Source organism: Nonomuraea sp. IBHARD001 (assembly GCF_056106265.1).
This window is the reverse complement of record NZ_JBWBBW010000002.1, coordinates 2,836,124-2,854,565: the sequence shown is the minus strand read 5'-3', so window position 1 is coordinate 2,854,565 and position 18,442 is coordinate 2,836,124. Positions and strand designations below refer to the sequence as shown.

Here is an 18,442-nt window from a genome sequence, read left to right as displayed (position 1 = left end):
GTACGTTATGCGGACCCAAATGAGCCTGTCTAGAGCGAAGAAGAAGATGTTGCGCAACGTATGCACGGATGACCCGACTCCCGCGGACCTGGTGCTGAGCGGCGGACGCGTACACACCGTCGACGCCCACGACACCCTGGCGCAGTCCGTGGCCGTACGCGACGGCCGCATCGCCCGTGTGGGAAGCGATGCCGAGGTCAGCCCCCTGATCGGCCCCGGCACCAGGGTCGTGCCGCTGCGCGGCGGCTCAGTGCTTCCCGGCATCAACGACTCCCATCTGCACGGTGTGTGGCTCGGTTCGATGTGGCCGCACTTCCTCATGGATCAGCTCGCCCCGGGAGCCGACCCGCACGCCCCCGCACCCGGCGCCTCCGGCCTCAAGGACTCGGCCGACCGCAGGGCCGCCATCCTGCGTACGGCGGGGCTGCTGGCCGCGCTCGGCGTGACCAGCTACACCGAACCCGGCCTCGGGCCGGGCGAGGACGACGGGCCGACGGGCTGCTTCGCCTCCGGTGCGCTGGCCGACTATGCCGACCTCGCGGCCGAGGGGCTGCTGAGCGCACGGGTGAGCGCGCTGCTGCTGTTCGGCGCGCTGGACGGGCCCAGCACGCTGCCCGCGCTGCTGGAGGGGCTGCGCTCGTTCTCGCCTCCGGCCGACGTGCCCGGCTGGTTCGAGGTGAAGGGTGTCAAGATCTTCGCCGACGGCATCCCGCCCATGGGCTCGGCCTGGAGCGACGTGCCCTACGCCGACGGCGGCTACGGCGACCTGCTGGTCGAGCCGATGCCCGGCGGCGACCGGCTCGCCGCCCTGGTGGCGATGATCGACGCGGCGCACGACGCCGGGCACCAGATCGGCGTGCACACCACAGGGGGAAGGGCGACCGCCGAGGTCACGGCCGCCCTGGCCAAGGCGCAGGCGCGCGACGGGCGGGACGCGAGGCACTACCTCATCCACGGCGACCTGCTGAGCCCGGCCACCCTGGCCGCCATGGCCGAGGCCGGCATCGGGCTCAACACCCAGCCCGGCATCGCCGCCGCCACCTCCGGCATGCTGGCGGGCGCCCTGGGCGAAGGCGCCCTTGACCAGGCCTGGCCCGTGCGCGACGCGCTGAACGCGGGCGTACGGCTCAGCCTGAGCTCCGACTCCCCCGTGCTGACCCCCGACTGGCGTGCCGGGCTGGCCGCCGCCGTCACCAGGGGCGGCCTCGACGGCGACGAGCGCGGCAAGGCCCAGCGCCTGGCGGTGTCGGAGGCGTTGCGCGGCTACACCGTCACCCCCGCGTGGCAGGACGGCGCACAGGAGTGGAAGGGCTCGATCGAGGTGGGCAAGGTGGCCGACCTGTGTGTGCTCGGCGGCGACCTGCTCGGCGTCGAGCCGTCCGCGCTGACCGAGCTGCCCGTGCTGATGACGCTGGTCGGCGGCAGGGTCGTGCACGAGGCCTAGCGGCCTGACACAGTCGTGCTCCTCGGGGTCGTGCTCCTCGGGCCGGACGCCGCTCGCGTCCGGCCCGAGGGCGTCTTCAGGCCTGGGCGGGAGCGTCGGTGCCCCACGAGGCCGAGGGGTCGACGACTCCCCTGTCGATCCACAGCCGCTCGCCGATCCGCTCGCGCAGGTCGGCGCCGCTGCGCTCCAGCAGGTCGAGCGCGCCCAGGTTCTCCGCGAGCTGGGCCGCCCTGCTGGCCCCGAACAGCACCGACGCCGCGGCGGGATGGGTCAGCGTGAAGGCGATGGCCAGCTGGGCGGGCGTGGCGCCGAACTCGGCGGCGATGCGCTCCACCTCCGGGTAGGACTCCCTGATCGCCTCGCGGATCCCGCCCGGGTCGGCGCCGATCTTGCGCTGCGGGTGGGCGTTGCCCGCCAGGATGCCGCCCTCGAACACGTCGGAGGCCTGCAGCCCGAGCCCGAACTCCTCGAACAGCCGCCCGTACGGCTCGCCCTCGGGCACCGAACGCCTGGCCAGGCTGTACTTGAGCTGGGCGAACGACGGCGGCGTCAGCCCTTCGGCCCGGGCGAACTCGATGGCCAGGCGCAGGTCGGCGGCCGACCAGTTGTTGACGCCCCAGTGCGCGAACCTCCCGGCCGCGACGAGTTCGGCCACGTCGGCGACGACCTGCCGTACGTCGAGGTCGGTCATGAAGTCGCCCGCCACCACGAAGTCGGCGTGGTCGGTGCCGACGCGCTCCAGTGCGACGCCGAGCTGGGAGGCGAAGGAGACGGCCGAGTACTCCCACAGCCAGAGCTTGCCGCACAGCAGGTAGTCCTGCCTGCTCAGCCCGGCTTCCTTGACGGCCTTGCCGAAGATGACGTCGGTGACGGCGTTCTCCGCGTGCGGCCCGAAGTTGTAGTGGGCGACGTCGAAGAGGTTGAGACCGCGCGAGGCGGCCTCCGCGATGAGGGAGACGGCGTCGGCGAACTCCATGCGGTCCCAGGTGTTCCAGGAACCGAGGCCGAAGACGGGGACCTCCGGGCCGTTCGCGCCGAGCCTGCGTCGGGGGATCTGGCCGGTGTCTGCCACCGTGACCTCCAGGGGTGTGCGGGATCTGGTCCGGGCGCGACAAATCGTATAGCATTCCCCATACCGTTTGGTATTCAAGGAGAGCACCACATGTCGTCTCACCCCGAGAACGCCGGTCCCGAGCGGATCGTTGACGTGGCTATCGGTTACATGGCCGCCAAGCAGCTCTTCACCGCGGCCGAGGCCGGCATCTTCGCCGCCCTCGCCGACGGCCCCAAGAGCGCGGCCGAGGTCGCGGCGGGCACCGGCCTGCCCGAGCGCACCGCGTTGATCCTGTCGGACGCGATGGCCGGGCTCGGCCTGCTGACCAGGACCGATGGCCGCTACGCCAACACCCCTTCCACCACGCGTTACCTGGCAGGCTCAGGCGACGATGTCGACCTGCGGCCGTTCCTGGCCTTCCTCGACACCATCAGCTACGGGCACTGGCTGGGCTTCGGCGCCACCGCACGCACCGCCAAGCCGGGTCAGCTCGACCTGAGCGGTGACCGGATGGGCGTCTTCCTGAACGGCGTGATGACCTACAACGCGCTGCACGCCACGATGCTCGCCGACGTCTACGACTTCGGCAAGCACGAGCGCGCGATCGACCTGGGCGGCCTGTCCGGCTCGTTCCTGGCCGAGGGTCTGAAGGCCGCGCCCGGCCTGACGGGCGTCTTCTACTCGGGCGGCGAGCTCGTCGGTCACGCGCAGGGCGTGCTCGACCAGGCCGGCGTCGGCGACCGGGTGGAGATCGTGCAGGGCGACCCGCTGACCGGCGAGGTGCCCGGCGGGTTCGACCTGGTGCTGCTCGAGCACGTGGCCCACCGCTACGACGCCGCCGACAACCTGCGCATCGCCCAGCAGGCACGCGCCGCCGCCGCGCCGGGTGCGACGCTGCTGCTGCTCGACTTCTTCCTCGACGAGGACCCCGAGCAGCGCGCGATCGACGCCCTGCACGCGGCCGAGTACCTCGTCATCGACGGCACCGTCGTCTACCCCGAGGCCGAGGTGCGGGCCTGGCTGCGCGAGGCGGGCTGGGAGCCGGTCGAGACCCGCTCGCTGCCCGGCAGCCCGCGTGTCATCGTGGCGGAGGCCCGATGAGCGGCCGTGTCGTCTTCGTGACCGGCGCCGCCAGCGGCATCGGCAAGGCGGTCGCCACCGCCTTCGCCGAGGCCGGTGACCGGGTGGTCGTCGCCGACGTCGACACCGAGGCCGCCATCGCGACCGCGGCCGACATCAAGGCGACCGCGCTCACCGTCGACGTCACCGACGCCGACTCGGTCGCGGCGGCGCTCGCCAACACCGCACGGCTGCTCGGCCCGGTCGAGGTCCTGGTGAACAATGCCGGGATCGTGGCCGGAGGCGGCCCGCTGACCGACCTGCCCGTCGAGATCTTCGACAAGGTGGTCGCGGTGAACCTGCGCGGCACGTTCCTCGTCACGCGGGCCGCGGCGGCCCAGATGATCGAGGCGGGCCAGGGCGGGGCCGTGGTCAACATCAGCTCGATCGGCGCCCGCCAGCCCACGCCCGGCCTCGGCCACTACGAGGCGACCAAGGCCGGAGTCGACGCCCTGACCAGGACCGCGGCCATCGAGCTCGCCGGGCACGGCATCCGCGTCAACGGCGTGGCGCCCGGCCCTGTGCACACCCCGATGACGGCGGGCCTGCTGGACGACCCGGCCGCCGCGCAGGGCTGGCTGTCGCGCATCCCGCTCGGCCGCATCGCCGAGACCCGCGACCTCACACCGCTGGTGCTCTTCCTCGCCTCGGCCGACGCCAGGCACATCACCGGCACCGTGGTCCAGGTCGACGGCGGCCAGCTGCTGGTCTGACCCGCCGATCCCCGCGGGGACCGGCGTCAAGCCCCCGCCGCCGCGGCCGCCCCCCCGGCCGCGGCGGCGGGCACCAGTCACACCCTGTGCCCTCCGGTGATCGGTCGCGACGTCGTCGGCGCGTACGGCGTCGCACCCGGGACAGGTCACCGGAGACAACAGAGGCCCGGTTGCTCACGAGGGGTCGTGACCAACCGGGCCTCTGTCCGTGACCGGCCGGGATCGGGGTCCCGGCCGGAGAAGCGGGAGAATCAGACGTGCGCCTGGTGCAGCGCGTCAGCCGTCGCGATCTTGTGCGCGCAGGCGACCTTCTCGATCTCGTGGGCGTCGGCGCCCGTCTCGATCAGCTCAAGCAGCCGCTCGTGCTCCTCGACCGAGCGCCGCGCCCGTCCCGGCACGTAGCTGAAACTCGAGCGCCGCATGTGGTCGAGCCTGGCCCACTCCGACTCCAGTAAGGCCCGCAGATGGTCATCCGGGCAGTGCTGGTAGATGGAGAAGTGGAATCGCCGGTTGAGCGCGGTGAAGGCGGCCGGGTCGAACTCCTCGAGCGCCCCGACCATCCGCGTGTTGATCTCCCGCGAGAGCGCGACGTGGTCGGCGCTCATGTGCGGGGCCGAGATGGCGGTGGCATAGCCCTCCAGCCTGGCCAGCACCTGAAGGGAGTGCTCCACCTGGGTGGAGTCGAACACCGCGACGCGTGCGCCGATGTTGCGCACCACCTCGACCAGCCCGTCGGACTGCAGCCGCCGCAGCGCCTCGCGCAGCGGGATCGTGCTGACGCCGGTCTCCCTGGCGAGCTGGTCCATGACCAGCCGGTATCCGGGGCCGTAGGTGCCGTCCAGGATGCGCGAGCGCAGAAGGTCGTAGCTCAGCTCGGCCTTGGAGGTCTTGGCCCGGACGGGCCTCTTCGTGGCGCTCACCAATGTCCCCTCACTCCCCGCGGTCCCCTCATATCTGCCGGGTCGCCCGGCTCGCCCGCCGCGGCACCTGGCCGATGAGCGGCGACGGACTGCGGTTCCGCCTCTTGAACGATCACTTTACGATCGCTTTCACCACGACGTCACGCAGTTGCGCGCCGGAGAGGGCTCCGTGGTGGTCGCCGTCGACCATGACCAGTTCGGCCCCGCCCGCGACCTCGACGATACGCTCGATTCCGGCCGACATCATGTCTTCACGACCGGCGACGAAGACGGGCGCCTGGGCGGTGGGCCATCCCGTGGGCTCGAACGGCGTCTCGCGCAGGCCCTCGACCACGACCAGCAGATCGGCGGCGCGATCACCCGCCGAGGCCAGCACCGAGGCGATCATGCCGGTCAGCGGGTCCTCCGGCTGCACGCCGTCGGTGACGGCCAGCCGCAACGCCTGCGGGTCGACGGCCGCGAACGGCTCGAACGGGCTGAGCCCGCCCAGCACCACCCGGCGCACCCGCTCGGGCGCCTCCTCGGCCAGGGCCCAGGTCAGCCGGGCGCCGAGCGAGTAGCCCACCACATCGAAAGGCCCTTCGACCAGGGCGGCGAGCGAGCGCGCGATGGCGCCCGCTCCGGCCTGCGCCACGCTCTCGGGCGCCGGGCTGGCCCCGTGCCCCGGCAGGTCGGGCACGAGCACCGTACGGCCGGCGGCCGTCAGCGCCGCCACCAGACCGGTCGCGGCCCAGTCGCGCTCCCCGTCGGAGGCGAAGCCGTGCAGGAGCAGCACAGGCGGCTCACCGTCCGGCTGTTCAGGTCTGTACGTACGTACGGCGAGGCCGCTTCGTTCCACCATCAGGTGCACCCTTCACAACCGTTTTCGCATACGATTTCAGATCGTATCTTACGGTGGCAAGAGTGGTCACGTTTCCCCTCAGACCGTGTCTTTCAACACAGGAAACTCCGTCACCACCTGACCCGTGCCACTGCTCCCGAAGTAGGGACACAACTGCTCGCCTTTGCCCTGGTAGTCGCGCCAGCCGAGCAGTCCGAACAGCATCGCCGTGTCGGCCATCGCGCCCTCGCCGAGACAGCGCTTGTTGTAGTCGGGAAGCATGTCGAGGAACTCCCCGATCCTGCCCTCGTTCCACATCTCCAGCACCGCCAGGTCGACCTGCTTGTTGATCTCGCTGCTGACGTCGTTGAGCAACGACTCGGCGATCTCGTTGGGCGGGAAGGCATGCGAGAGCGATCCGCTGGCCAGGAAGGCCACCCTGCGGTCGCTCCGCCGTACGGCGCGCAGCAGGGCCTCGCCGATGCGGCGGTTCTCGTCGATGGTGGAGTAGATGTTGCAGCCGATCGGCAGCACCCTGATGGTCGACCCGGCGTTCATGAAGTACATCGGGACCAGCGTGGCGTATTCGAGGCCGAGGTCCTTGTAGGTGTGCAGCATGGCCTTCTGGCCGCCGGCCGCGATCTCCTCGCGGACCAGTTCGGCCAGTTCGGCGTCGCCCGGGTAGTCGTACTCCAGGTCGTGGATGAAGTGCGGCAGCTCGTGACTGGCGTAGGAGTCCTGGTGGCGCTCCTTGCCGTTGACGTGGAAGCCGATGCTGTTCATCCAGTGGGTGTCGGCGACGAGGTAGGTGTCCACCTCTCGCTCCTTGGCCCTGCGGCCGATCTCGGCCAAAGCCAGCTCTGCCGCGCGGCGGATGCCGAAGTGCTTGCCAGGCTGGATGGACAGCCAGATGGACGGCACATGTGTGATCTTCGCGGCCAGCACTACCTCACCCATGAACGGGCTCCTCGCTGGTGAGAACAGGTACGGATCATTTCGCCGATCCTCTCGCGTCGGGCCTGCAGGGGGTGCCGCCCGTCACGCACCGGGCGCCCGCGGCCGAGGTGTCGCGCCGGGCGCCGTACGGACAGGCGTCTCCAGCGGACACGTCAAATCATGTATGAAGCCGAATATTTTTGTCTATAGCACCTGCATGATCAATCCGTTATCATCGATGATGTCATATACGATTCAGACGGGGGGAAGACATGCCGCACCCGCTCGGACTCGCACCCGGGAAGATCATCGCGGTCCACCTCAACTACCGCAGCCGGGCCGCCGAGCGAGGCCGCACCCCGGCCGTGCCCTCGTACTTCCTCAAGCCCGCGACCTCGCTGTCGTGGAGTGGACAGACCGTGGTCAGGCCCCAGGGGTGCGAGTTGCTCGCCTTCGAAGGAGAGATCGCCATCGTGATCGGGAAGCGCGCGCACGCCGTCCCCGTCGACGGCGCGCTCGACTACGTCGCCGGATACACCACCGCCAACGACTTCGGCGTCTACGACTTCAAGCACGCCGATCTCGGCTCCAACCTGCGGGCCAAGGGCCAGGACGGATTCACCCCCGTCGGGCCCGAGCTGCTGACCGGGGTCGACCCCGCTCAGCTCAGGCTGCGAGCCTATGTCAACGGCGAGCTCGTCCAGGACGCCGGGACCGACGAGCTGCTGTTCGGCTTCGACCTGCTGATCGCCGACCTGTCGCGGCTGATGACGCTGGAGCCGGGCGACCTCATCCTCACCGGCACCCCCGCCGGCTCCACCGTCGTCGAGCCGGGCGACGTCGTCGAGGTCGAGCTCAACGGCGGCGCCAGGCTGCGCAACACGGTCGTCGCCGCCGACGACGCCCTGCCCTCCTACGGCGTGCAGCCCAGGACCGACGCCGCCACCAGGGCCGCCGCCTACGGCAACGCGACCGAGGCCAACGCGGCCAAGGGCGCGGCCGGGGCCGAGCCCAAGAAGCAGGCGGCGGCGCTGGAGGAGGAGACGGCGGCGCTGCTGCGCTCGGTCTCCACCGCCACGCTCTCCTCCCAGCTGCGCAAGCGCGGCATCGACCACCACTTCATCGAAGGCGTGCGTCCGGCCAGGCCCGACCTGCGCATGGTCGGCGTGGCCAGGACGCTGCGCTACCTGCCGCTGCGCGAGGACGTCTTCGCCGAGATCGGCAACGGGATGAACGCGCAGAAGCGCACGGTCGAGGAGATCGGCCCCGGCGAGGTGCTGGTCATCGACGCGCGCGGCGAGCACGGCTCGGGCACCATCGGCGACATCCTGGCGCTGCGGGCCCTGCGCAGGGGCGCGGCCGGTGTCATCACCGACGGCGGCCTGCGCGACAGCCCCTCCTTCTCCGAGCTCGGCCTGCCCGTCTACTACGGCAGCACCCACGCCGCCGTGCTCGGCCGCCGCCACGTGCCCATGGACTCCCAGCTCCCCGTCGCCTGCGGCGGCGTCCTCGTACGGCCCGGCGACGTGCTGGTCGGCGACGGCGAAGGCGTCGTGGTGATCCCGCCGCAGCTCGCGGCCGAGATCGCCCGCGACGCAGCCCGGCAGGAGGACGAGGAGCGCTTCATCTACGAGCGGGTCGGCGAGGGCGCCTCCATCGAGGGCCTCTACCCGCTCGGCGCCACCTGGCGCGAGGCCTATGACGAATGGCGGGCCGACCGATGAGCCCCGTGTTCCAGGCCGCGCCTCCCCAGGCCGCGCCTCCCCAGACCGCGCCGCCCCAGACCTGCTCCCCTCCCCCGGCGTTCCTCTCGCCGCAGTTCCTCAGGCCTTCGCCCCAAGGAGAGATCTCATGAAATACCGCTCGGATCCGGCGACCATCCGAGGGTCCATCGCCCCGGTGGTGACGCCGTTCACCGCCCAGGGCGAGCTCGACGAGGAGTCGCTGCGCGCTCTGGTGCGCTGGCAGCTCGCCCAGGGCTCGCACGGCATCTCCACGGGTGGCTCCACCGGTGAGCCGGGGGCGCAGAGCGTGGCCGAGCGGATCGCGGCCATGGCCGCGGTCGCCGCCGAGACCGCCGACCTGGTGCCGTTCCTGCCCGGTACCGGGTCGGCCAAGCTCGACGAGACGCTGGAGCTGACCGCGGCGGCCGAGCGCCTCGGCGCCGACGCCGCCCTCGTCATCACCCCGTACTACGCCAGGCCCACCCAGGAGGCCCTGTTCCAGTGGTACTCGGCGGTGGCGAGCGAGTTCCCCGCGCTGCCGATCGTCATCTACAACGTGCCCTCACGCACGGCCGTCGACATCGCGCCCGAGACCGTCGCCAGGCTGCGCCGCGCGCACTCCAACGTGGTCGGCATCAAGGAGACCACCAAGGACTTCGAGCACTTCTCGCACGTGCTGAACCTGTGCGGGCGCGACTTCCTCATGTGGTCGGGCATCGAGCTGCTGTGCCTGCCGCTGCTGGCCATCGGCGGCATCGGCTTCGTCAGCGCCGCGGCCAACCTGGCCCCAGCCGCCGTGGCCCAGATGTACGAGGCCTACACCTCCGGTGACACCGAGCGTGCGATCGAACTGCACTACGCGTTGCACCCCCTGGTCGAGCTGCTGTTCGTGGAGACCAACCCGGCTCCGGCCAAGTGGGTCCTGCACCAGCGCGGGCTCATCGCCGCAGACCACGTCCGTCCCCCGTTGATCCCGCTGACCGAGGCCGGCGTCTCGCGGGTGAGTGAACTGCTGGCCAAGAGTGAGGAGGTCGCCCGATGAACGTCCTGCACTACATCGACGGCGAGCACGTGCCGAGCCGGTCGGGAGCGAGCTTCGACGCTCTTGAGCCCGCGACCAACACCCCGTACCTGACCGTCTCGGCGGGCGGCCCCGAGGACGTCGACGCGGCGGTCGCGGCGGCGCGCAGGGCCTTCACCGACGGCCCCTGGCCGAGGATGTCTGCCGACGAGCGCGCCACCGTGCTGCGGGCGATCGGCGCCGCGATCGAGGCGCGCGACGAGCAGATCGCCGAGCTCGAGTGCCGTGACACCGGCCTGCCGATCACCCAGGCGCGCGGCCAGGCCCGGCGGGCGGCGCACAACTTCCGCTTCTTCGCCGACGTCATCACCACGCTCGGCGAGGACGTCTTCAGGGTCGGCTCGGCGCAGCTCAACTACGTGGTGCGCAAGCCCGTCGGCGTGGCCGGTCTGATCACGCCGTGGAACACCCCGTTCATGCTGGAGACGTGGAAGCTGGCCCCCGCGCTCGCGGCCGGCTGCCCCGTGGTGCTGAAGCCCGCCGAGTGGTCGCCGCTGTCGGCCAGCCTGCTCCCCGAGATCATGGAGGAGGCCGGGCTGCCGCGCGGTGTGTTCAACATCGTGCACGGCATCGGCGAGGACGCGGGAGCCGCCCTGGTGGCCCACCCCGACGTGCCCGTCATCTCCTTCACCGGCGAGAGCGGCACGGGACGCATCATCATGGGCAACGCCGCGGCCCAGTTGAAGACCTTGTCGATGGAGCTGGGCGGCAAGTCGCCGCTCGTGGTGTTCGACGACGCCGATCTGGAGCGTGCCTTGGACGCCGCGGTGTTCGGCGTGTTCTCGCTCAACGGTGAGCGTTGCACGGCCAGCTCGCGTGTCCTGGTGCAGGACACGATCTATGACGACTTCGTGGCCAGGCTGGCCGAGCGCGCCTCCAGGATCCGCGTCGGCGCCCCGGGCGACCCCGGCACCGAACTCGGCGCGCTCATCCACCCCGAGCACTACGAGCGGGTCATGGACTACGTGCGCATCGGCCAGGAGGAGGGCGCCAGGCTGGTGGCCGGCGGCGTCCGCCCCGACCACCTGCCCGAGGGCAACTTCCTGGCGGCCACGGTCTTCGCCGACGTCACGCCGGACATGCGCATCTTCCAGGAGGAGATCTTCGGCCCCGTCGTCTGCGTGACGCCCTTCAGCGACGAGAAGCAGGCGCTGGAGCTGGCCAACTCCACCAAGTACGGCCTGGCCGCCTACCTGTGGACCAACGACCTGCGCCGCACGCACCGCCTGGCCCAGTCCATCGAGGCCGGCATGTTGTGGGTCAACTCCCAGAACGTGCGCGACCTGCGTACCCCGTTCGGCGGGGTCAAGGCCAGCGGTCTCGGCCGCGAGGGCGGCAAGCACAGCATCGACGTCTACACCGAGTCGCACATCGTGCACCTGGCCACCGAGGACCTGCCCATCCCGCGCTTCGGCGCCGCCTGATCCGCGGCCGGTCCCCGGGCTCATTCCTCCCCTGCCCGGGGACCGGCCGTTTCCCCTTTTCCGCGGTGTTTCCCGCGAGGATTCCCCGGCTTTTCCCCCGAAGACCAACGAGCAGGAGTGGTGTGACGATGAGCAAGAACCTCGACGCGGTACGCGGGTCCTACGAGGCGTCGGCGGCAGGCGACGTGGGCGGGCTGCTGTCGCTGCTCGGGCCGGACGCCCAGTGGACCGAGATGGCGGGCTTCCCGTACGCGGGGACCTACACCGGCCCGGACGGCGTGCTCGACGGTGTGTTCAAGCGGCTCGGCGGCGAGTGGGACGACTTCCAGGCCGTGCCCGACCGCTATGTCGACGGCGGCGACACGATCGTGGTGATCGGCGTCTACACCGGCGTGTACAAGGCGACGGGCAAGGCCATCTCGGTCAGGTTCACCCACGTGTGGGACTGCGCGGACGGGGTCGCCGTCCGGTTCGAGCAGTTCTGCGACACCGCTCTGGTGCAGCAGGCCCTGCTCCCCTGACCCGGGAAGCTCAGCTGTGGGCGATCATCACGTGCTTGATCCTGGTGTAGGCCTCAAGGCCGTACCTGGACAGGTCCTTGCCGGTGCCGGACTGCTTGAACCCGCCGTGCGGCAGCTCGGGCCTGATCACCTGGTGGCAGTTGACCCACACGGCGCCGAAGTCGAGCGCCGCGCTGAGCCGCATCGCCCTGCCGACGTCGCGGGTCCAGACGCTGGCCGCCAGCGCGTACTCCACGCCGTTGGCCAGGTCGAGCGCCTCCTGCTCGGTGTCGAACACCTGGACGGCGAGCACGGGCCCGAACACCTCCTGCTGGACCAGTTCGTCGTCCTGGCGCAGCCCGGCCACCACGGTGGGCGCGAAGAAGTACCCGGGACGCTCCAGGCGCCGTCCGCCCGCGACGACCTCGGCGTGGGCGGGCAGGCGGTCGAGGAAGCCCTGGACGCGTTCGGCCTGGGCGGCGTTGTTGACCGGCCCCATGAAGACGCCGTCCTCGTGCGGGTCGCCCACGGCCAGTGCGGTCGCGGCCTCGGCCAGCGCCGTCACGAAGGCGTCGTGCGCGGCCCGCTCGACGAGGACGCGGGTGACGGCGGTGCAGTCCTGACCGGCGTTGAAGAAGGCGGCCTCGGCCACGCCCCCGGCGGTCGCGACCGGGTCGGCGTCGGCGAACACCAGGGCCGGGGCCTTGCCGCCGAGCTCCAGGTGCACGTCCTTGAGCCCGTCGGCGGCCGAGCGCATGACCTCGGCGCCCGCCCGCGTGGAGCCGGTCAGCGCGACCAGTTCGACGCCGGGATGGGCGACCAGGGCCTTGCCGCTCTCGCGGTCGCCGAGCACGACGTTGACCACGCCGGGCGGCAGCACCCGGGCGCACAGCGCGGCCAGCAGCACGGTGGAGCCGGGCGTGGTGTCGGCGGGCTTGAGCACGACGGTGTCACCGGCGGCGAGCGCGGGACCGAGCTTCCAGGCGGCCATCATCAGCGGGTAGTTCCACGGCGTGATCTGCGCGACGACGCCGATCGGCTCGCGCCTGACGAAGGAGGTGTGGCCCTGGGTGTACTCGGTGGCCGCGATGCCCTCCAGGACACGGGCGGCTCCGGCGAAGTAGCGCAGGGCGTCGGAGGCGCCCGCCACGTCGACGCTCCCGGCCAGGGCGACGGGCTTGCCGGTGGCGCGCACCTCGGCGGCGGTCAGCTCGCCTGCGTGCTCGTCGACCAGGTCGGCCAGGCGCAGCAGCAGCTCCTGCCTGGCGGCGGGTGTGGTCCTGCGCCAGGTCACGGCCGCCCGGCTCGCCGCCAGCACGGCGGCCTCGACGTCCTCGGGCTCCGACAGCGCCGCCCTGCCGTACACCTGGCCGGTGGCGGGGTCGGTCAGCTCGCTCCAGCGACCGCCCGAGGGGTCGCGGCTCTCGCCGTCGATCAGGTTGCGAAACACGTCCACGGGGGTCCTCTCGCCATTACTGTTTGGACCCAAACGATAGGACCGGCTCATTTGGCCGGTCAAGCCACAGGGCATGGAACTCGAAAGGGAGCACGATGTCCGACACAGCGGACCTGATCCTCACCGGCGGCGTGGTCCTCACGCTCGACGCCGCCTTCACCACCGCACAGGCGCTCGCCGTACGCGACGGACGCGTCCTGGCCACCGGCTCGGACGAGGACATACGCGCCCTGGCCGGGCCGGGCACCCGCGTGCTCGACCTCGCGGGCCGCACCCTGCTGCCCGGTATCAACGACTCCCACCTGCACGCCGCCGCCTGGGCCCTGACCCGCCCGCCCTACGCCCTGGCCGTCGGCTTCCCGGCCGTCCACTCCATCGCCGACATCACCACCTCGGTACGGCAGGCCGCCGCGACCACGCCGCCCGGCGAGTGGATCACCGGACTCGGCTGGGACGTCGGCTACCTGGCCGAGTGCAAGGCCGACGCCGCCCGCACCCCGCACCGCGCCGACCTCGACGCGGCGAGCGCCGGGCACCCGGTCAGCCTGACCGACTTCTCCGGCCACATGATGTGGGTCAACTCCGCCGCACTCGCCCTGGCCGGCATCACCCGCGACACCGTCGCACCGGCGGGCGGCGTCATCGAGACCGACGAGCACGGCGAGCCGACCGGCGTGCTGAAGGAGAGCGCCCAGGCGCTGATCCAGGACCTCATCCCGCCCGCCACCGTGGCCGAGCGCAAGGCCGCCATCCTGTCGGCGGTGTCCGCGCTGCACGCCGAGGGCATCACCAGCTACACCGAGCCGGGACTCGGGCCCGGCGGCACGCAGATACTCGGCGGCGGGCTGTCCACCGAGACGCTCACCGCCTACGTCGAACTCGCCCAGGCCGGCGAGCTGGCCGCGCGGGTGCGCGTGCTGCTGCTGCCCGCGCCCATGGGCGGCTCGGCGGCCGACGTCGTGTCCGGACTCGACGGGCTCGGGCTGCCCGACGGCATCGACCCGGCCAGGCTCGCGGTGATCGGCGTGAAGATGTTCGCCGACGGGGTGCCGCCCAACGAGACGGCCTGGATGCACGAGCCGTATCCGTCGGGCGGGCACGGTGCGCTGTGTGTGCACGGGGCCGACCTCGCCACCCAGCACGCCGAGCTGGTGGAGATGATCAGGGTCGCGCACGCGGCCGGGCACCAGCTCGGCGTGCACGTCACCGGTGACAGGGGCATCGACGCGGTCGTGGAGGCGTTCGCAGCCGCCACCGCCGCACATCCGAGGCCCGACGCCAGGCACTACGTCATCCACGGCGACTTCGTCTCGCCGCAGGCCCTGAAGACGCTGGCCGAGCACGGCTACGGCGTCAACATGCAGCCCGCCATCAAGTGGACGATCGCCGACCTGATGGACGAGGTCGTCGGCCTGGAGCGCTCGGCCTACCAGTGGCCGGTCCGCTCGGCCGAACGCGCCGGGGTCAGCGTGTGCGCGAGCTCCGACGCCCCCATCACCGAGCCGAACTGGCGTCAGGGCGTCAGCGCGATGATGCTGCGCGAGTCCAAGGCCACCGGCCGGGCCAGCGGCGCCGACCAGTGCGTACCGCTGAGCAGCGCCCTGCGCGCCTACACGGTGAACGCCGCCAGGCAGGACTTCGCCGAGTCGTGGAAGGGCACGCTCGAGCCGGGCATGGTGGCCGACCTGTGCGTGCTCGGCGGGGACCTGCTGGAGGTCGACCCGCACGACATTCCGGGCGTGCCGATCGACCTGACGTTCCTGGAGGGCGTGGCGGTCTTCGACCGGCTGGGCGAGAGCGGGTAGGACGCCGCCGCCCCGCGCCCGGTGTTCCGGGCGCGGGGCGTTCGCCTGCGGTACGACTGCGGCGTGACGGCGGGTCAGGGGCGGATCCCGGGCACACGGCTCGGACGGGGCCCGGCCCGCGGCCCGCGGTGGCCCGGAGCGGGCGGGAGCCGTACCGGGAGGGGCTTGGTCGGGTGGACTGTCCGGCTACCGGCGAGGGGCGCGGATGCCGCGCAGGGGCCAGTCGCCGCCCAGGGCCGTGGAGAGGACCTCCTCGGACTCGGTCGGCTGGGCGCCGAAGCCGGGTGCGACGGGGGCGGGGCCCGTCACCACGTGGTTGGTCAGGCGGCCGAGGCCCTCGACCTCGACCTCGACCACGTCGCCCGGCTCGACCGGACGCGAACCCGCCGGCGTGCCCGACAGCAGGACGTCGCCCGGGTAGAGCGTGATGGTCCTGGCGATGTCGGCGACGAGGTAGTGCATGTCCCACTCCATCTCGGCGGTGTCGCCGTCCTGGACCACCTCCCCGTTGACATACGTGCGCAGCGCCTTGTCGCGGAAGTCCCAGCCGGTCACCAGGCCCGGCCCCAGCGGGCACAGCGTGTCGGAGCCCTTGACGCGCAGCATCGAGCCCGCGTCGGTGTCGCGGAAGTCGTGCAGGCCGAAGTCGTTGGCCACCGTGTACCCGGCGATGTGCTGCCCGGCCTCCTCCGGGGTGATCCCCCTGGTGGTACGGCCGATGACGATGCCCACCTCGCCCTCGTAGTTCAGCCAGCGGCACCGCTCGGGCCGCACGATCGCGCCCTTGTGCGCGTTGAGCGAGGAGGTGGGCTTGTGGAAGTACGTGGGGGCGGCGCTGAGCTCGACCTGGAACTCGCGCACCCGGCTGCGATGGTTGAGATGCACGGCGATGACCTTGGACGGCTCGCACGGCGGCAGGTGCACCGCCTCCTCGACGCCGACGACGCGCCCGTCGGCGCTGACCAGTTCCTCGCCCTCGCGGCGGACCTGGACGGCGGCGCCCTCCAGCAGGATGCGGCGGTACTCAGGCATGGACGTCCCTTTCGAGTGCGGTGGGGCGCGGCTGCGGGAAGCCGCCTTCGGGCCGGTCGAACCACATGTGCACCTGGCCGGTGCCGACGGAGTTCTCGTACTCGCCGTACTGGCGGCCGACGGCCGTGCAGTCCTGCTCGCCGATCGCGCCGAGCATCATGAGGTAGTGCCGGAACCCGGCCTCCGGCTTGACCTTGGCGAACTGCGGCATCGTGTCCAGCACCCTGGCGTGCTCGCCCGCCCTGAGCCACTCGATGCGCTCCAGGTCGGCCGCACGCGCCTCGGGCGTGCGGATGTGCACGGGGTCGGACGCCTCGTGCTGACGCAGCTCACGCAGCGGCCAGAACGTGTGCGACAGCGCCCCGGAGGCGATGAGCAGCACCCTGCGCCCCGACTCGCGTACGGCCTCGCCCAGCGCACGGCCGAGGCGCAGGTGGTCCTCGCCGTCCCCGGTCTGGCACACGCCGATCGACACCCAGCGCTTGCCCGGCGCCCCGAGGTGCTTCCAGAGGTTGATGGTGGCGTAGTGCACGGGCAGGTACGGGTCGTCGATCGGGGTGATCCACGTGCCGTGCGCACCGGCCCGCGCGGCCAGCAGTCCGGCGAGCTCGGGGTCGCCCGGGTAGTCGTAGGGCATACGGCACATGCCGCGCGGCAGTTCCTCCGATGTGAACAGCCCCGCCCTGCGCCCGTGCGCGGTGACGACGAACTCCACCGTGGTGGCCCAGTGCGAGTCCAGCACGACGACGGTGTCGTAGTCGTCGCTGTCGAAGACGTCGCGCCTGAGCTCGGTCAGCCCGGTGACCAGGCTGATCTCCTTGCCCTCGTTGAGTTCGAGCCTGGTCTCCCGAGGCAGGACGATGGTGGGGACGTGGGCCAGCAGGCCCGCCCCGATCACTTCTCCCATGGTGCGCTCACCGTGTTCTTGACGTCGCAGTAGAAGTCGAAGCTCCAGTCGCCGCCCTCGCGGCCGACACCGGACTGCCGGGAGCCGCCGAAGGGGGCGCGCAGGTCGCGTACGAAGAAGCAGTTGACCCAGACGGTCCCCGCCACCAGGCGCTCGCTCACGCGTGCCGCCCGCTCGGGCGAGGTGGTGACGACGGTCGCGGCCAGGCCGAACCTGGTGGAGTCGGCCAGCCTGATCGCCTCCTGCTCGTCGCGGAAGGTCTGCAGGGTCAGTACCGGGCCGAACACCTCCTCCGTGACGATCTCGGCGTCGGCCGCGGCTCCGGTGATGAGGGTCGGGCGGTAGTACAGGCCGCCGAGTTCGCTGTTGGGGCCGCCGCCGAGCACCGCCTCCGCGCCCTCGTCGAGCGCCCGCCTGACGAAGCCGTCCACCCGGTCGACGTGCACACGGTGGATGTTGGGGCCGATGTCGGTGGCCAGGTCGCGCGGGTCGCCCTGGCGCAGCGCCCCGGCCTTGAGCAGGAACCTGGCGGTGAACTCCTCCGCCACCGAGGCGTCGACCAGCAGCCTGGTCCCGGCCAGGCAGACCTGCCCCGCGTTGTCGTACTGCTCGACGGCCAGGTCGACGGCCAGGTCCAGATCGGCGTCGGCGAACACGATCAGGGGCGACTTGCCGCCGAGTTCGAGCGACATCGGCGTCAGGTTCGGCGCGGCCAGTGCGGCGATGCGCCTGGCGGTGGGCACCGAGCCGGTGAAGCTGATCCGGCTGACACCGGGATGGGCGGCCAGCGCGGCTCCCGCCTCGGCGCCGAAGCCCTGCACGACGTTCAGCACGCCGTCGGGCAGCCCGGCCTCGGCCGCGATCCCGGCCAGCAGCGAGGCCGTCAGCGGGCTCCACTCGGCGGGCTTGAGCACCACCGTGTCACCGGCCGCCAGCGCCGGGGCGATCTTCCACGTGGCCAGCATGAGCGGCGCGTTCCACGGTGTGATCAGCGCGCACACCCCGGCCGGGTCCCAGCTCACGTGGTTGGTGTGACCACGGGTCTCGAAGTCGTCGTGCCCGAGGCTCAGCAGGTGGTCGGCGAAGAAACGGAAGTTGTGCGCCACCCTCGGCATCACCCCGCGCAGGTGCGAGCGCAGCAACGCGCCGTTGTCGGCGGTCTCCACCTGCGCCAGCCGCTCAAGATTGGCCTCGACGCCGTCGGCGATGGCGTGCAGCAGCCGGGCGCGCTCCTTCCTGGTGGTGGCCGCCCAGCCGGGGAAGGCCTTGGCCGCGGCGGCCACGGCGGCGTCGACCTCGCGCTCGCCGCCCCTGGCGATCGTGGCGATCACTTGTTCGTCGATGGGCGAGACGTCGTCGAACCCCTCGGGGGACTCGACGCGCTCGCCTCCGATCCAATGCGCGGTATCGACTTCGACTCCGGCGACGACGGTCATGCACGTCTCCCTAATTCGTTTGGCCCCAAACAAATTAGGGAGACGTGGTCCCCTCCGTCAAGGGGCGGCCC

At 71.6% G+C, this 18,442-nt stretch carries 16 protein-coding genes; 8 read left to right on the top strand and 8 right to left on the bottom strand.

Features of this window, described 5'->3' with window-relative positions; translation table 11 throughout:
* The first annotated feature begins 19 nt into the window (after positions 1–19).
* The gene (locus tag ACTWNK_RS15190) at positions 20–1,444 is read left to right on the top strand and encodes an amidohydrolase (RefSeq protein WP_474304600.1); all 1,425 of its coding nucleotides are present in this window, start codon (positions 20–22) and stop codon (positions 1,442–1,444) included.
* Positions 1,445–1,520: 76 nt separating this feature from the next.
* Here the strand turns inward: ACTWNK_RS15190 and ACTWNK_RS15185 are convergent, their stop codons facing one another.
* Entirely contained in the window at positions 1,521–2,516 is a 996-nt protein-coding gene (locus tag ACTWNK_RS15185; protein WP_474304599.1) for an aldo/keto reductase, read from the bottom strand.
* Between the two features lie 90 nt (positions 2,517–2,606).
* Between ACTWNK_RS15185 and ACTWNK_RS15180 the strand changes: the two genes are divergently transcribed.
* Together ACTWNK_RS15180 and ACTWNK_RS15175 are read left to right on the top strand one after the other, a co-directional pair.
* On the top strand, positions 2,607–3,599 hold the full coding sequence (locus ACTWNK_RS15180; protein ID WP_474304598.1) for a methyltransferase: 993 nt from the start codon (positions 2,607–2,609) through the stop codon (positions 3,597–3,599).
* A complete protein-coding gene (locus ACTWNK_RS15175; protein ID WP_474304597.1) occupies positions 3,596–4,330 on the top strand; it encodes an SDR family NAD(P)-dependent oxidoreductase in 735 nt (244 codons plus the stop codon). Before ACTWNK_RS15180 ends, ACTWNK_RS15175 begins: the two co-directional genes overlap by 4 nt.
* A 251-nt stretch (positions 4,331–4,581) precedes the next feature.
* Here the strand turns inward: ACTWNK_RS15175 and ACTWNK_RS15170 are convergent, their stop codons facing one another.
* The 3 genes from ACTWNK_RS15170 to hpaD form a co-directional block, all read right to left on the bottom strand.
* Complete coding sequence (locus ACTWNK_RS15170; protein WP_474304596.1) at positions 4,582–5,250, bottom strand: GntR family transcriptional regulator; 669 nt, start codon at positions 5,248–5,250, stop codon at positions 4,582–4,584.
* Positions 5,251–5,362: 112 nt separating this feature from the next.
* Complete coding sequence (locus ACTWNK_RS15165) at positions 5,363–6,091, bottom strand: alpha/beta fold hydrolase (protein ID WP_474304595.1); 729 nt, start codon at positions 6,089–6,091, stop codon at positions 5,363–5,365.
* A gap of 78 nt (positions 6,092–6,169) precedes the next feature.
* Positions 6,170–7,027: a 3,4-dihydroxyphenylacetate 2,3-dioxygenase gene (hpaD, locus tag ACTWNK_RS15160; protein WP_474304594.1), complete on the bottom strand. Its 858-nt coding sequence runs from the start codon at positions 7,025–7,027 to the stop codon at positions 6,170–6,172.
* A 251-nt stretch (positions 7,028–7,278) separates the two neighbouring features.
* Between hpaD and ACTWNK_RS15155 the strand changes: the two genes are divergently transcribed.
* The 4 genes from ACTWNK_RS15155 to ACTWNK_RS15140 all read left to right on the top strand — a co-directional run bounded on the left by ACTWNK_RS15155 (position 7,279) and on the right by ACTWNK_RS15140 (position 11,756).
* A complete protein-coding gene (locus ACTWNK_RS15155) occupies positions 7,279–8,730 on the top strand; it encodes a fumarylacetoacetate hydrolase family protein (protein ID WP_474304593.1) in 1,452 nt (483 codons plus the stop codon).
* A gap of 127 nt (positions 8,731–8,857) precedes the next feature.
* A complete protein-coding gene (gene dapA, locus ACTWNK_RS15150; RefSeq protein WP_474304592.1) occupies positions 8,858–9,772 on the top strand; it encodes a 4-hydroxy-tetrahydrodipicolinate synthase in 915 nt (304 codons plus the stop codon).
* On the top strand, positions 9,769–11,235 hold the full coding sequence (hpaE, locus tag ACTWNK_RS15145) for a 5-carboxymethyl-2-hydroxymuconate semialdehyde dehydrogenase (protein WP_474304591.1): 1,467 nt from the start codon (positions 9,769–9,771) through the stop codon (positions 11,233–11,235). The genes dapA and hpaE overlap by 4 nt, the downstream gene beginning before the upstream one ends.
* A 128-nt stretch (positions 11,236–11,363) precedes the next feature.
* On the top strand, positions 11,364–11,756 hold the full coding sequence (locus ACTWNK_RS15140; RefSeq protein ID WP_474304590.1) for a nuclear transport factor 2 family protein: 393 nt from the start codon (positions 11,364–11,366) through the stop codon (positions 11,754–11,756).
* A gap of 10 nt (positions 11,757–11,766) precedes the next feature.
* Here ACTWNK_RS15140 and ACTWNK_RS15135 read toward each other — a convergent pair whose 3' ends face one another.
* Positions 11,767–13,191: an aminobutyraldehyde dehydrogenase gene (locus ACTWNK_RS15135; RefSeq protein ID WP_474304589.1), complete on the bottom strand. Its 1,425-nt coding sequence runs from the start codon at positions 13,189–13,191 to the stop codon at positions 11,767–11,769.
* Positions 13,192–13,286: 95 nt separating this feature from the next.
* Between ACTWNK_RS15135 and ACTWNK_RS15130 the strand changes: the two genes are divergently transcribed.
* Positions 13,287–14,996 carry an amidohydrolase gene (locus tag ACTWNK_RS15130; RefSeq protein ID WP_474304588.1) on the top strand — a complete coding sequence of 570 codons (1,710 nt, stop codon included), beginning with the start codon at positions 13,287–13,289 and terminating at the stop codon, positions 14,994–14,996.
* Positions 14,997–15,182: 186 nt separating this feature from the next.
* Here the strand turns inward: ACTWNK_RS15130 and ACTWNK_RS15125 are convergent, their stop codons facing one another.
* Genes ACTWNK_RS15125 through ACTWNK_RS15115 form a run of 3 tightly spaced genes read right to left on the bottom strand, consistent with a single transcriptional unit; the run spans position 15,183 to position 18,371 of the window.
* Positions 15,183–16,028, bottom strand: coding sequence for a fumarylacetoacetate hydrolase family protein (locus ACTWNK_RS15125; protein WP_474304587.1), 846 nt, complete (start codon positions 16,026–16,028; stop codon positions 15,183–15,185).
* On the bottom strand, positions 16,021–16,935 hold the full coding sequence (locus ACTWNK_RS15120; protein ID WP_474304586.1) for a DODA-type extradiol aromatic ring-opening family dioxygenase: 915 nt from the start codon (positions 16,933–16,935) through the stop codon (positions 16,021–16,023). Before ACTWNK_RS15120 ends, ACTWNK_RS15125 begins: the two co-directional genes overlap by 8 nt.
* The gene (locus ACTWNK_RS15115; protein WP_474304585.1) at positions 16,923–18,371 is read right to left on the bottom strand and encodes an aldehyde dehydrogenase; all 1,449 of its coding nucleotides are present in this window, start codon (positions 18,369–18,371) and stop codon (positions 16,923–16,925) included. The genes ACTWNK_RS15120 and ACTWNK_RS15115 overlap by 13 nt, the downstream gene beginning before the upstream one ends.
* Between the last annotated feature and the right edge of the window lie 71 nt (positions 18,372–18,442).